The following is a 12,709-nucleotide window of genomic DNA, read 5'->3' as shown; positions in this document are numbered from 1 at the left end:
GTATTGGAAAGAGCGGTATGGATACCACAAGCGTTCACTCTCAGAAACAGCGATGTATCGAGTTAAACAGTTGCTAGGAGGGAAACTGAGCTTAAGAAATTACAATGCCCAGGTGGGTGAAACTTACGCGATGATAAAAGCGTTGAACAAGCTTACTAGGTTAGGTATGCCTAAAACCTGTCGTATTGACTAAGAAATACGCGAAACGGGTTGGCTCTATATCTAAATTTAATTACGCAACAAAGCCGATTAAATTTTAAAATCCAAGTCTCATTTATCGCTTTCCTGTTGATATTTATATCAAATAAAAACGATGTGAATAATATGTCTCCTCTCGTACTTAACCATTCACTTCACCCGCAATAGACCACGTTAAAAACTATTTGACGTGAATGTATCAATCATCACGCCTCATTTTTCTAAAAACGATTTGAGCCCTATCAAAGATTTTCTTTTCAGTTACAGCCTCTTTCACCTAACAAACAAATAAAACAACACAAACCATTGAATTAAAAGGGAAATTCAATTCAACCCTTTTCAGTATCTATCTATTTATCAACATGAAAAAGTGAACTTGTCTTGTTAACTGCACGGCACAAAAAACATTATCAAAATAGAAAAATTACAAATGAGGGAATTGTTAATGATCCGAGTAAACAGAAGTCTCTTAGCAACCGCAGTGTTGTCTGTTCTATCTACTGGCGTAAACGCAAAAATTTACCCAGACCAAATAGTCCATGACCAACTTGGTGACGATGTATGTCGTTCTGGCTATCGCCCGTTAGACCGTTTTGAAGCCGAAGAGCAAAAGAGTGCTTTGCTGGCTAGAATGGGCACTTGGCAGATCACAGGCTTAGAAGGAAACTGGGTGATCATGGGCCCGGGATACAATGACCTTATTAAACAAGACACAACCAACGGAAAAACATTCTGTTATCCGAACAATGACCAGTCTGAAATTCCAAACTACTCTGCTAAATCGGTTCCAGAAGGCAGTGAGTTGGATGTCCAATATGAGCTGGTCAATAACCGTAATGATTTTGTTCGTCCGTTAAGCTATTTGGCTCACAACCTAGGTTACGCATGGGTTGGCGGCAATAATAGCCAGTACGTGGGTGAAGACATGACGATCAACCGCTCTGGCGACAGCTGGGTGATACAAGGAAACAATGGTGGCTCTTGTAGTGGTTATCGCTGTGGAGAAAAAACTAAAATCACCGTCGACAACTTTGCCTACACCGTTAACGACGACAACTTTTGGCATGGCGATGTTGTCGAATCAGATCGTGAACTAGTGAAGACGGTTTACGCGACGGCAAGAAACAACAGTAATATCGCGCAACAAGTGGTTGTCGATCTGAAAGTAGATGAGTCAACAAACTGGTCAAAAACGAACAGTTACGGGTTCTCGCAAAGTGTTCAAACAGAGAATACGTTTAAGTGGCCTCTTGTTGGCGAAACCAAGCTCACCATTAAGTTCGAAGCTAACCAAAGCTTCTCTAAATCCAATGGTGGCTCTACTAGCGAACAAGTAACACTTCAAGCGCGCCCAATGGTTCCAGCAAACTCAGAGCTGCCAATTCGAGTTGAGTTGTATCGTTCAAGTATCTCGTACCCGTACCGATTCAACGCTGACATTAGCTACGATGTTGAGTTTAACGGCTTCCTACGTTGGGGGGGCAACGCATGGCATACACATCCAGACAATCGTCCTTACAGAGCTCACACCTTCACTATGGGTCGCGGCAGTGATAAATCTGCAGACATTCGCTACCAATGGGATCACCGTTACATTCCAGGTGAAACAAAATGGTGGGATTGGGGCTGGGCTATTAAAGAAGCTGGCTTATCAAGTATGCAATACGCGACTGGCGGAAGCTTACGTCCGTTCCACTCTTACGTATCGGGTGACTTCTACGCAGACTCTCAATTTGCAGGCACCATTGAGATTGGCCAAGCGACACCGATTGCCAACAATCTACGCAGCAAAAGAAGTACAGATTCCGTCAATGAAACGACTGAGCGCATTGGCGATATCGAAGTCACCACCAACTTCAATGCCGATGAGTTGAGTGACTTAGGTTTCGAAGGTGCTGAGATGAACATTAGTGTCGTTGAATAGCATGCTGTGAATAGCTCGGCTGTAAATAACTACACTGTGAAAAACAGTATTGCTGAATAAGAGCGACACAAAGTTCTACAAACAATAAAACGCAAAAGCCCACGACACGTCGTGGGCTTTCATATGTTCTATTAAAAAAGAGGATCTACACAGGTTCTTCCATAAGAAGCTTAACACCCAGACCCACCAGCACCATACCCGTCACACCTTCCATCCACTTCATAAAGCTCGCATTCTTCAGCAAGTTTTTAGCCGAGTTAAGTGCACCAGCTAAGCCACATTGCCACACCATCGCAATCATAAAGTGGACCGAAGCCATCAGCATAGATTGTAATAACGGCGAGCCCTCAGGGTTTACGAATTGAGGCAGAAAAGCCAAGTAGAAAACCGCTGTTTTCGGGTTAAGCACATTAGATAAGAAGCCTTCACGCAAAGAACGCTTTGCACTGTAGGCTTGATGAGCTTGCTCGCCAACCTTCAACCCGCCGCCATTTTTCATTAAGGTACGTAAACTGCTTAAACCAAGCCAAATCAGGTAAACCGCACCCACCATTTTAACAGCTTGAAAGAGCTCAGCTGATTGAGCAAGAATCGCAGAGATACCCACCGCAGAGAAAAAGGCATGCACATAAAGACCGCTACAAATACCAAAGCTGGTCATCACACCGTCAGATAAGCCAGATCGACTGGTATTGCGAATTACCAATGCCGTATCTAAACCCGGCGTTAGCGTTAAAATAGTGATGGCAATCAGAAATGCCTCAAAGTTCAAAATATCCATATCATTGTCATTCTTGTTCAGCGATCTATCATCAATACCGTGTATCTGAACAATTCGCAAGCAACAATTACCATCAGCTATACAACTCACTGATTTTGTGCACAATGGTACAGTTTAATTTGTTAACAAATAGTAAATTACTGGCATATCACTGCCCTACCTTGTTTAGGCTATATCTTCTACTGGAAGAACTGCCTTAGAAACAAAGTGAAGTGACCAAGTTCAAAGTACTAAACATCGAGATGCCCCTTAAACTGATGCAGCCTTATGGGTCATTTAAAGAAACCAAATTAAGAGTAGTCAAATGAGCGCATTCAAAAAACTAGTCGAACACTCTCAAAAATGTTCACGCTTTCAACACCTAGCCTCTATTTGTGGTTGGGACCAAGCTTCCATGATGCCAGCTGGTGGCAACCAAGCGCGCAGCGAAGCGATGGCCGAGCTATCTGTTCATATTCACGGATTAATGACTCAGCCACAGCTTGGCGATTGGATTGCAGACGCTGAAAACGAAGCATTAAACAATGAGCAACAATCATCACTTCGTGAAATAAAACGCCAATGGCAACAAGCTAACCTACTTCCAGAAAAACTGGTTGAAGCGAAGTCTCTAGCGGGTTCAAAATGTGAACATGCGTGGCGTAGCCAACGTGGAGAAAACGACTGGGTTGGTTTTGAAAAGAACTGGCGTGAAGTGGTTGAGCTATCACGTGAAGAAGCACAAATCCGCGCAGATGCCGCTAACTTAACGCCTTATGATGCGATGCTGGATATCTATGAACCGGGCACCAGCTCTGCTTCACTGGATATCTTATTTGCAGACGTTAAAACATGGCTGCCAAGCCTGATTGACGAAGTAATCGAAAAGCAATCGAGCGAGCAATTTAACGCGCCATCGGGTATCTACTCGACAGAGAAGCAAAAAGCACTTGGCCTAGAAGTCATGAAGCTGCTTCAATTCGATTTCGAACACGGCCGATTAGATGAAAGTGTTCACCCATTCTGTGGCGGCGTCCCTTCAGACGTGCGTATCACGACTCGCTACGATGAAGCTGAATTCGTTCAAAGCTTAATGGGCATCGTCCATGAGACAGGACACGCACGTTACGAGCAAGGCTTACCTAAACACTTAGCAGGCCAACCAGCAGGTGAAGCTCGCTCTATGGGTATCCATGAATCTCAGTCTCTGTTCTTCGAAATGCAAGTTGGCCGCAGCGACCCGTTCATCGGACACTTAGCTAACCTAGCAGGACAACAGTTTTCAGGCTCTGAATTTGAGAAAGATAACTTCCAGAAGATCTACACTCGCGTGAAGAAAGACTTCATCCGTGTTGATGCCGATGAGCTGACCTACCCAGCGCACGTTATCTTACGTTACGAAATTGAACGTGACCTGATCAACGGCAAAATTAAGCACACTGATGTTCCTGAACTTTGGAATACTAAGATGCAGTCTTACCTTGGTTTAAGCACTCAAGGCAACTTCACTAATGGCTGTATGCAAGACATCCACTGGACTGACGGCGCGTTCGGTTACTTTCCGTCTTACACACTAGGCGCGATGTACGCAGCGCAGTTCATGGCTTCAATGAAGAAAACGGTTGATGTGAATTCAGTAATTGAAAGCGGTGATCTGTCACCTATCTTCACTTGGTTAGAGTCGAACATCTGGAGCAAAGGCAGCCTACTAACCACTGATGATTTGGTGAAAGGCGCAACAGGCGAAACCTTAAATGCACAGTACTTCAAGGATCACTTGAGAAGCCGTTACCTTTAATCAGCCAATCAACAAAGGCTGTTTAGAACAACGATAAATTAAAGGCTGAGCAGATTACTGACTCAGCCTTTTTACTCTCAAGACCTCTAACCATCAATCACCTTTCAACATATCTAAGAAGATCTGTCTCGATGCAGGTGTGTTGTCTCTGTGAGTTTCGTACTTGATGTGTGTCTCTGCATCAGCAGATTGAGACAACTTGATGCTCCAAAGCGCTTGCAGTTTGTTTGGGACAATAGAATATCGAACATCGATAACACGCAGTTCATCCATTGGATCTTGTGCCACATAACCATTTGAGAACCAGCGAAAACGCTCAATGTCTTTTGCTTGCTGTGAATTAAGGTCAAGCCACGGGAAATCCTGACTCACATTCAGTTTAGCAATTGAATCCCCCGGATAGGTTTTAACGGAGGTGCCGACCCGAACAGCATCTACGTAGTATCGAGATTCGGTTTCGTACACCACTTTCCACACTAAGATATTTGCAAAGCTCGGCTTGGCCTCTAATCGAATAGGCGTATGCTGTCGTTCTTGTGCTAATTGCCATCCTATCGCTTCTGCTCTATCCCTTTGTATCATGCCTAACGTTGGATAAATCAAAGCCCACAGAAACGCAACACGAGCCAACCAAGGAGCTCGCTTCCATGTTGCAAACACAAGTAATATCAAGATGGGAAGTGTATAGGCAGGGTCGATGATCGAAATGGTATTCCAAGCATAACGTTCGTTGGTGAGCGGCCAAAACAGTTGAGTGCCATACGTAGTACAAGAGTCGAGTAAAGCATGCGTGCCATAGCCTAACGCGCAATACAGCCAACTCTGTTTAAACGAGAGACCACGCCTTTTCGCAATCAAAGGATACAAAACCAGAGCGCAAATCAAGCTGCCAATAGGAATAAATAGAAGTGAATGGGTAAACTGTCGATGGAACTCCAATGCGAGTAAAGGATCACTCTCCGATCGAATAAACGCATCTAAATCTGGCGCCATTCCAGAGAGCAAACCTAGAACCCCAGCGACCACCAAATGTTGTTTTTTACTCGCCGATTGTGACAAAGAAGCGCCTAGCACGCCCTGCGTTAACGGATCCATAAATCACCCACTTTTAGCATTCCCTTGAACTGAACAAGTACATTTAGCTATAGCAGTGAATCCAGTTAAACAACAAGATTTTGTCAACATACTCATAGACATAATCGTATAAATGTAGACTGACAAACAAAAAAGAGCAGCCTGATGACTGCTCCTATTAGGTTCTCATTACTCGTATCCAATCAACGTGATTGTGTCGTCTTACTCAGCAATAGCTCCCAATCGGATAGCTCAACCTGCCCTTTGCGTATATTCACCTTGTGGTAACCTTTTTCGGTTAAGGATTTCACTTCAATAAAAGAATGACCAAACAAAGACTTTTTAACCACTAAGTTCGCCTTAATACCATGCAAATAAACGTTTCCATCGTCTAAAGACAAATGGCTTTTCGTGAGCCTTGAGGCAAACATGTAAACCAAAGTCATGAGGGTGATTGAGATGATGAAAGGAAAAAGCTGCAATTCAGTTTGATAAAAGAAACTGATCATCAGAGATACGATCGTGTAGGTTATCGTCATTGATAAAACAACGTTCCATTGCGGCCCATTACCTTTAAATGATATTTCCCGTGCCATCATAGATTCCTTCGGGTAAGCGCTTGAGGATATTCGAGATATTTATAAAAGGGGATAATTTTATTATGCGCAGTGATGCATTTAAAGGGCTGAATTAGACTATTGAGGGGCTCAGATCGCAATTAGACATTTACGTGGTGTTTCACACATAAATATCTAATTAAGTCATCTGCCGGATAGGTCATAAACTGTCTGAAATTAACGAGCCACCATGCTTGCCGCGATAACAACCAACAATACTGAGAAGATCTTCTTGATGGTTGGAACGGGTAAATGGTTTGTCGCTTTTGCGCCTAAAGGTGCGGTGAACCAAGACGTACACACGATTCCCAATAACGCTGGTAAATAAACAAAACCTGCAAAGCCATCAGCTAGAGCAAAGTGGCTACTGCCCGAGGTGATGTAACCGATAGAACCAAATAACGCGATAACAATGCCACACGCAGACGCACAACCAATCGCCTTTTTCATATCGACCGAAAAGAACGTAAGCAATGGAACGAGTAACGCACCGCCACCAATCCCGATCATTGCAGACAAGCCGCCAGTGATGGTCGTCAGAACCGTTAATACACCTTTATTCGGTAGCTTTCGTTCTTTAGGCGCGTCGCTTTTGCTGCTTAAGAACATCTTAATCGCTATCAGCACCACGCTTACGGCAAACACGATACGAACAACCTTTTCCGGTAGTAACGCCGCCATAAAACCACTTACCAAAGCACCAAGAGCAACACCCAACATGATCCAAGGAGCTAAATCCCAAGGCACGTTGCCGTTCTTGTGGTGAGCGAGTGCAGATGAGGTTGAAGTAAATAGGATTGAAGCCAACGAGGTCGCAATCGCAGCGACAACAACTTGGTCAGATGGTAGAACGTCTAAATAAAGTAAAATGCTGCTTAACACAGGAACAATAATCAGCCCTCCACCAATGCCCAAAAGCCCGGCAAGAAAACCAACACCACTGCCTAGTAACGCACAGTAGAAAATCAACAACAGCAATTCACTCATTTCATCCATCTCTTATTCAATTAATTATCTTAAATAACACAGTATTAATGTGGTTATATTTCCATTAAGCTAATTAATATAACTGACACCGACTTGAATATTCAAACATATAGATCATGAAGATTCTTCATGATGAATGTGAAGTAATACCATTATTAATCCCACTCCCATCCACGTATAAAAACCTTAAGCAAATAAATTTATACGACACTTTTAGTGAAGACAGCCTCGATTCTTAATCCGGTCACACGCAAAAATAAAGCATTTAAATATTAAAGACCGAGAGAATCAGACAACGAATTGGGATACTAGATCAATATGAATAATGAATTTAACTTTACGATTAAGAGCATTAGCCTCGACGAAAACTACCAGCCTGCAGACAGCACGCGTATCACAACTAACTTTGCTAATTTGGCTCGCGGCGACAGCCGTCAAGCGAACTTACGTAACGCACTACAGATGATTGACAACAGTTTCAATGCTTTAGCACATTGGGATAACCCAAAGGGCGACCGCTACTCTGTAGAGCTTGAAATCATTTCTGTTGATATGGACATTGAAAGCAACGGCGAAGCCTTCCCTTCAATTGAAGTGCTGAAAACAAACATTCTGGACCACAAAACGAACGAGCGCATCGAAGGTATTATCGGTAATAACTTCTCGTCTTATGTTCGTGATTATGACTTCAGTGTATTACTTTTAGATCATAATAAAGGCCAAGATAAATTCAGTATTCCAGCCGATTTTGGTGATTTACATGGCAAGCTGTTTAAATATTTCGTTAACTCTCAAGCGTACAAAGAGAACTTTAAGAAACCACCGGTTATTTGTTTGAGTGTTTCAGATAATAAAACTTATTACCGTACTGAAAACCAACACCCAGTATTAGGTTTTGAATACCAACCGAATGAGTCTTCTTTAACTGAACAATATTTCAAGAAAATGGGATTACAGGTTCGTTATTTCATGCCGCCGAACAGTGTTGCTCCTCTGGCTTTCTATTTCTTTGGTGATCTGCTGAACGATTACTCTAACCTAGAGCTTATCAGCACCATCAGTACCATGGGTACTTTCCAGAAGATCTACCGCCCTGAGATCTACAACGCGAACGCTGTTGCAGGTAACTGCTACCAGCCAAACTTGAAAAACTTGGATCACTCACTGACTCAAATCGTGTATGACCGAGAAGAACGAAGCAAGCTAGCTGTTGAACAAGGTAAGTTCGCAGAAGAAAATTTCATTAAGCCATACCAGTCGGTACTAGAAAACTGGTCTGCCAACTACGCGCTGTAATCGCTCTATTTTACGCGCATTAGGAAACGTACGATCCACTTTGGGAATCTAAGGACAGGCAGAATCATTATGAAAACACTATTACCGACTTCAACAGCAGGCAGCTTGCCGAAACCGTCTTGGCTAGCAAAACCAGAAACACTTTGGTCTCCATGGAAACTGGAAGGCAACGAATTAACGGATGGCAAGCAGGACGCACTGCGCGTGTCGCTTCATGAGCAACAGCAAGCCGGAATTGATATCGTGAGTGATGGCGAACAAACCCGCCAGCACTTTGTGACGACCTTCATTGAACACCTGAATGGTGTCGATTTTGAGAAGCGCGAGACCGTTAAAATCCGCGACCGCTACGATGCGAGTGTACCTACAGTAGTTGGCCCAGTTTCTCGTCAGAAATCGGTGTTTGTTGAAGATGCCAAATTCTTGCGCCAGCAAACCGACCAACCGATCAAATGGGCTCTGCCGGGTCCTATGACCATGATAGATACACTTTACGATGCGCATTACCAAAGCCGTGAAAAACTGGCGTGGGAATTTGCAAAGATCCTCAACGAAGAAGCGAAAGAACTTGAAGCTGCAGGCGTTGATATTATTCAGTTCGATGAGCCCGCATTTAACGTGTTCCTTGATGAAGTGAACGATTGGGGTATCGCTTGTTTGGAAAGAGCCATTGAAGGCCTTAAATGCGAAACCGCAGTCCATATTTGCTATGGCTACGGCATCAAAGCAAACACAGATTGGAAGAAGACACTAGGCACTGAGTGGCGCCAATATGAAGAAGTCTTCCCTAAGCTGCAGCAATCAAATATCGATATCATCTCATTAGAGTGTCACAACTCTCATGTACCACTTGAACTGCTTGAGCTTGTTCGCGGCAAGAAAGTGATGGTTGGCGCTATTGATGTTGCTACAGATTCTATTGAAACACCGGAAGAAGTGGCTAGCACTCTAAGAGAAACACTTAAGTATGTTGATGCCGACAAGCTCTACCCTTGCACTAACTGTGGTATGGCTCCCCTACCTCGCGACATTGCCTCAGCTAAGCTGAATGCACTCAGCGCCGGCGCAGAGATAGTTCGTAAAGAGCTTTCAGCGTAACGGCTAATCTAAATAGAAAAGCTAAATCTTGAAGCCTAAGTATCGAATGATGCTTAGGCTTCCGTACTCTTCTCAACTGCCATTCTCTATTTGTCTAAGAAGGTAGCCATCTTCTTCAAAGTGATTAGCGCCTTATCAAGCTCGTCTCTTTCAATGCCTTCTGCGCCACTATCTGCCCATACTTCCTGTTTTTTATCTAATAGAGCATACGCTTCCTTGCCCTTTTCAGTCATGTTAACCAACTTCGCTTTTTTGTGATTCGGGTTATCAAGCCAAGTTAGCAGGCCATCTTTCACCATGATGTCGGTAACACGCTGTGTCGCTTGTCTGCTTTGCCCCATAATACGAGCAATTTGAGAAACCGTGACCAGATCATCGGACTTTTCGATCGCCCCCATCACCTTCCATCTGGCACTGCTTAGCCCTAACTCTTCAGTTAATTTATCACCCTCAGCATTCAATAGACCACTGACCTTAAAGATCTCTAGTGCGATCTTTGTGAAAACTTCTCCATTCGTATCCATAACACCCACTTTGACAACATGCTGTCATTAAATTAGACTTAAACCAAATTGACAACATGTTACCAAAATAAAGGCGCAAATGATATGAAACCAATAATTCACAGAATAGCGGCATTAACAGCAACACTGTGTGTCGCTACATTCTTTACCAGCACATTACTTGTAGAGCTGTTTGGTACTTTGGAATCAGTGAAACTAGTCAAGTCGATGATCGTTTTTCCGGGCTTGTTTATTCTTGTCCCAGCCATTGCTATCACTGGTGCAACCGGTGCGGCTATGGCAAAAAAACGCAAAGGGAAAATAGTTGAGCGTAAAAGTAAACGCATGCCAATTATCGCGTTCAACGGGATCGTTATTTTGATTCCGGCCGCGTACTTTTTGAATCAGTGGGCAAGTTTAGGAGAGTTCGACTCAGTGTTTTATGGCGTTCAGGTTTTAGAACTGATAGCTGGCGCGACCAACCTAACACTGATGTCTTTGAATATTATGGACGGCAGAAAGTTTCGTCCTAAGAAGGTAAAGCAAGGCTAAACTCATCGTTTTTAAGCAAACAGATGAGCTTCTTAGTCGGCTGTTTACCACGTTTTATCTAAATCTTGAGCGTATAAGGAGATCGCTCTTTGGTACTCTTTGATCGCATCGCTATTGGTCGTAGAAACCAACAACTCAAGTAACAGAGATGTTGCCTCTTTATGGCGACCTAAATTATACAAACACATCGCGTAGAAAGGCTGAACTTCAAGGGACTCAGGATACTCTGCCATCGTCTGTTCGAAATAGCTTAAAGCTTCTGCATAAAGGCCTAGGCTTCGATAAGTACTCGCCAACCCGAAAAGCGCATCAAAGCGTTCTGTAGAAGTAAGTTCGCCCAAAAGAGACAGCAAATAATGCTCGATAGCCTGCTGTTCTTTACCTTGGTTGTCGTAAGACCAAGCTATCTGCAAGTGCGCTTTCGCGGCATACTTTTCATCATCGAGCAGTGTCGCCAGCAAGTCTCGTGACTCTTGATACTTGGCTTCTTTACGCAATTCGATGGCTTGTTTGATAATGGTGTCCATAACTCTCCCTGACGCTTAAGCGCTGTGCTAGGCGTTCATTTCCTCGAACATCTGTTTTTAAGATTGAGTTTGCAGTGCTGATTGGGTCAGCCCAAACCGACTGGCTAATAACTCCAACTCATCTTTATAAACCGATAACTTAGACTCATCGTCCGTCATGATAGCGAACTCTGCAAAATCACCGATACCCGTTAATGAGTCGACAGTAATATGAAATTCGCCCACAAAGTAAATACTGCGCGTCTTCTGCGCTTTTAGAATCACTTCGTAACCCAAGTTTTCAAGCATACTCTTAGCATTCGACGCATCGGTGATGTTTGTCGCTTCGCATCGGTCAGACTCTGGGCCTTTTACAATCCATAGCTTAATACCCGACGGTTCCATTGTGCGAATGCACAAGCTTTTGTTTTGAGCGTGTAAGCTTCTGTCTGGGCTATCGAAATACCAATCGCACTCAAGGTTATCTTGGAGCATCACTTCATGGGGAATAAGGCTCAATGTTTTCAAAAATTCTGATTTAGAATCGAGGCGGTACTTAAGCTCTACTTCGTATTTGCCTTGGAAATGGTCGTTGGTCATAAGATAGCTCGGTGCAAAAAAGGCGATACTAGCACACGAACCAAATCCGAAATACAAACTGACGCACAACACAAACTAAAGCCGTGGAACTATGTTCGACACGCTAACACACGGGTCCATTCTTCTTGGCTCATAGCGCCTTTAGAAAGGTAAATATTGTGTTTCTGCATCGCACCTTTCGAGTATGAAAGCTTGATGAATGAACCAATTTCAAACGGAAGAAAGCTGCGCTGTAAAGTCACATCACAAGCAACTCCATTTAAATGTAAATAACCGTTCGAGATTTCAAATGAGCTATCGCGAAGCTTCCACCACAACATTAGAATTCTTATTAGTGGTGGAACACAAATTATCAGCCCTATGGTTAGCAGCGATGAACGATCACCGCCTGATATCCAATAGACAAGGCCTAATGCAATAGCAATAAACAGCAACTCTGAAAATAGGTATTTAGTAAATTACCACCTTCTAAAGAAGGTGGCTTTGTGTGAGCCCCCTAAAAGGGGGCCTTTGTTTAGTCCAACGCCAGTTGCTGCTGCTCCACGCGCTCTTTTTTGGTTCATCGCGGCTTTCCGGGGAAAGCCGCTTTTATCTTCAAGAAGAAGTAGTCTGTATCTCGATACCCATACCCCATTCGCTTGATTAACTTTATTTTGTTGTTTATCCCTTCCAATGTGCAGGTGTTGAGCGGATAACTTGCCGATCCAATAATACCGTGAAGATAAGGCCTCAGTTTTCGTGCGAACTCTTTCAATGGGCTTAATTCCACTTTCTTGCACTTGTGCCCACCATACCT

General features: G+C 43.5%; 13 protein-coding genes and 2 pseudogenes. 6 read left to right on the top strand and 9 right to left on the bottom strand.

Annotated features, from left to right (window positions below; genetic code table 11):
* Both L1D55_RS25635 and L1D55_RS25630 read left to right on the top strand, forming a co-directional pair.
* Positions 1–193: pseudogene (locus L1D55_RS25635) on the top strand (IS5/IS1182 family transposase); the annotation flags it as partial.
* A gap of 450 nt (positions 194–643) precedes the next feature.
* On the top strand, positions 644–2,122 hold the full coding sequence (locus L1D55_RS25630; RefSeq protein ID WP_239919347.1) for an aerolysin family beta-barrel pore-forming toxin: 1,479 nt from the start codon (positions 644–646) through the stop codon (positions 2,120–2,122).
* 145 nt (positions 2,123–2,267) lie between these two features.
* On the opposite strand, the gene L1D55_RS25625 is transcribed toward L1D55_RS25630, so the two are convergent.
* Positions 2,268–2,903: a LysE family translocator gene (locus L1D55_RS25625; protein ID WP_239919346.1), complete on the bottom strand. Its 636-nt coding sequence runs from the start codon at positions 2,901–2,903 to the stop codon at positions 2,268–2,270.
* A gap of 304 nt (positions 2,904–3,207) precedes the next feature.
* Between L1D55_RS25625 and L1D55_RS25620 the strand changes: the two genes are divergently transcribed.
* Entirely contained in the window at positions 3,208–4,680 is a 1,473-nt protein-coding gene (locus L1D55_RS25620; protein WP_239919345.1) for a carboxypeptidase M32, read from the top strand.
* Positions 4,681–4,773: 93 nt separating this feature from the next.
* Here the strand turns inward: L1D55_RS25620 and L1D55_RS25615 are convergent, their stop codons facing one another.
* The 3 genes from L1D55_RS25615 to L1D55_RS25605 form a co-directional block, all read right to left on the bottom strand.
* A complete protein-coding gene (locus tag L1D55_RS25615) occupies positions 4,774–5,775 on the bottom strand; it encodes a metal-dependent hydrolase (protein WP_239919344.1) in 1,002 nt (333 codons plus the stop codon).
* A gap of 182 nt (positions 5,776–5,957) precedes the next feature.
* Positions 5,958–6,350, bottom strand: a complete 393-nt coding sequence (locus L1D55_RS25610; RefSeq protein WP_239919343.1) for a hypothetical protein — start codon at positions 6,348–6,350, stop codon at positions 5,958–5,960.
* Positions 6,351–6,548: 198 nt separating this feature from the next.
* Entirely contained in the window at positions 6,549–7,358 is an 810-nt protein-coding gene (locus L1D55_RS25605) for a sulfite exporter TauE/SafE family protein (RefSeq protein ID WP_239919342.1), read from the bottom strand.
* Positions 7,359–7,676: 318 nt separating this feature from the next.
* Between L1D55_RS25605 and L1D55_RS25600 the strand changes: the two genes are divergently transcribed.
* Positions 7,677–8,654 (top strand): DUF1852 domain-containing protein, encoded by a 978-nt coding sequence (locus L1D55_RS25600; protein ID WP_017630558.1) that lies wholly within the window; start codon positions 7,677–7,679, stop codon positions 8,652–8,654.
* Positions 8,655–8,723: 69 nt separating this feature from the next.
* Complete coding sequence (locus tag L1D55_RS25595; protein WP_239919341.1) at positions 8,724–9,752, top strand: methionine synthase; 1,029 nt, start codon at positions 8,724–8,726, stop codon at positions 9,750–9,752.
* A gap of 86 nt (positions 9,753–9,838) precedes the next feature.
* On the opposite strand, the gene L1D55_RS25590 is transcribed toward L1D55_RS25595, so the two are convergent.
* The gene (locus L1D55_RS25590) at positions 9,839–10,276 is read right to left on the bottom strand and encodes a MarR family transcriptional regulator (RefSeq protein ID WP_239919340.1); all 438 of its coding nucleotides are present in this window, start codon (positions 10,274–10,276) and stop codon (positions 9,839–9,841) included.
* 84 nt (positions 10,277–10,360) lie between these two features.
* Here L1D55_RS25590 and L1D55_RS25585 point away from each other — a divergent pair, with 84 nt between their 5' ends.
* Complete coding sequence (locus tag L1D55_RS25585) at positions 10,361–10,807, top strand: hypothetical protein (RefSeq protein WP_239919339.1); 447 nt, start codon at positions 10,361–10,363, stop codon at positions 10,805–10,807.
* 44 nt (positions 10,808–10,851) lie between these two features.
* Here the strand turns inward: L1D55_RS25585 and L1D55_RS25580 are convergent, their stop codons facing one another.
* The 4 genes and pseudogenes from L1D55_RS25580 to L1D55_RS25565 all read right to left on the bottom strand — a co-directional run.
* Complete coding sequence (locus L1D55_RS25580; protein WP_210454744.1) at positions 10,852–11,334, bottom strand: tetratricopeptide repeat protein; 483 nt, start codon at positions 11,332–11,334, stop codon at positions 10,852–10,854.
* Between the two features lie 57 nt (positions 11,335–11,391).
* Entirely contained in the window at positions 11,392–11,913 is a 522-nt protein-coding gene (cyaB, locus tag L1D55_RS25575) for a class IV adenylate cyclase (protein WP_239919338.1), read from the bottom strand.
* 89 nt (positions 11,914–12,002) lie between these two features.
* Positions 12,003–12,347, bottom strand: a complete 345-nt coding sequence (locus L1D55_RS25570; RefSeq protein WP_345772798.1) for a hypothetical protein — start codon at positions 12,345–12,347, stop codon at positions 12,003–12,005.
* 125 nt (positions 12,348–12,472) lie between these two features.
* A pseudogene (locus tag L1D55_RS25565) lies at positions 12,473–12,709 on the bottom strand (transposase); the annotation flags it as partial.

The sequence above is a fragment of the Vibrio sp. Isolate22 genome, assembly GCF_022398115.1.
Classification (GTDB): Bacteria; Pseudomonadota; Gammaproteobacteria; order Enterobacterales; family Vibrionaceae; genus Vibrio.
The sequence above is the reverse complement of the archived record's forward strand: the minus strand, read 5'-3'. Positions and strand labels throughout refer to the sequence as shown.

Bases quoted from the DNA above. Each gene is read 5' to 3' on its own strand.
- L1D55_RS25630 (WP_239919347.1), top strand. From the start codon at position 644: ATGATCCGAGTAAACAGAAGTCTCTTAGCAACCGCAGTGTTGTCTGTT.
- L1D55_RS25625 (WP_239919346.1), bottom strand. From the start codon at position 2,903: ATGGATATTTTGAACTTTGAGGCATTTCTGATTGCCATCACTATTTTA.
- L1D55_RS25620 (WP_239919345.1), top strand. From the start codon at position 3,208: ATGAGCGCATTCAAAAAACTAGTCGAACACTCTCAAAAATGTTCACGC.
- L1D55_RS25615 (WP_239919344.1), bottom strand. From the start codon at position 5,775: ATGGATCCGTTAACGCAGGGCGTGCTAGGCGCTTCTTTGTCACAATCG.
- L1D55_RS25610 (WP_239919343.1), bottom strand. From the start codon at position 6,350: ATGGCACGGGAAATATCATTTAAAGGTAATGGGCCGCAATGGAACGTT.
- L1D55_RS25605 (WP_239919342.1), bottom strand. From the start codon at position 7,358: ATGAGTGAATTGCTGTTGTTGATTTTCTACTGTGCGTTACTAGGCAGT.
- L1D55_RS25600 (WP_017630558.1), top strand. From the start codon at position 7,677: ATGAATAATGAATTTAACTTTACGATTAAGAGCATTAGCCTCGACGAA.
- L1D55_RS25595 (WP_239919341.1), top strand. From the start codon at position 8,724: ATGAAAACACTATTACCGACTTCAACAGCAGGCAGCTTGCCGAAACCG.
- L1D55_RS25590 (WP_239919340.1), bottom strand. From the start codon at position 10,276: ATGGATACGAATGGAGAAGTTTTCACAAAGATCGCACTAGAGATCTTT.
- L1D55_RS25585 (WP_239919339.1), top strand. From the start codon at position 10,361: ATGAAACCAATAATTCACAGAATAGCGGCATTAACAGCAACACTGTGT.
- L1D55_RS25580 (WP_210454744.1), bottom strand. From the start codon at position 11,334: ATGGACACCATTATCAAACAAGCCATCGAATTGCGTAAAGAAGCCAAG.
- cyaB (WP_239919338.1), bottom strand. From the start codon at position 11,913: ATGACCAACGACCATTTCCAAGGCAAATACGAAGTAGAGCTTAAGTAC.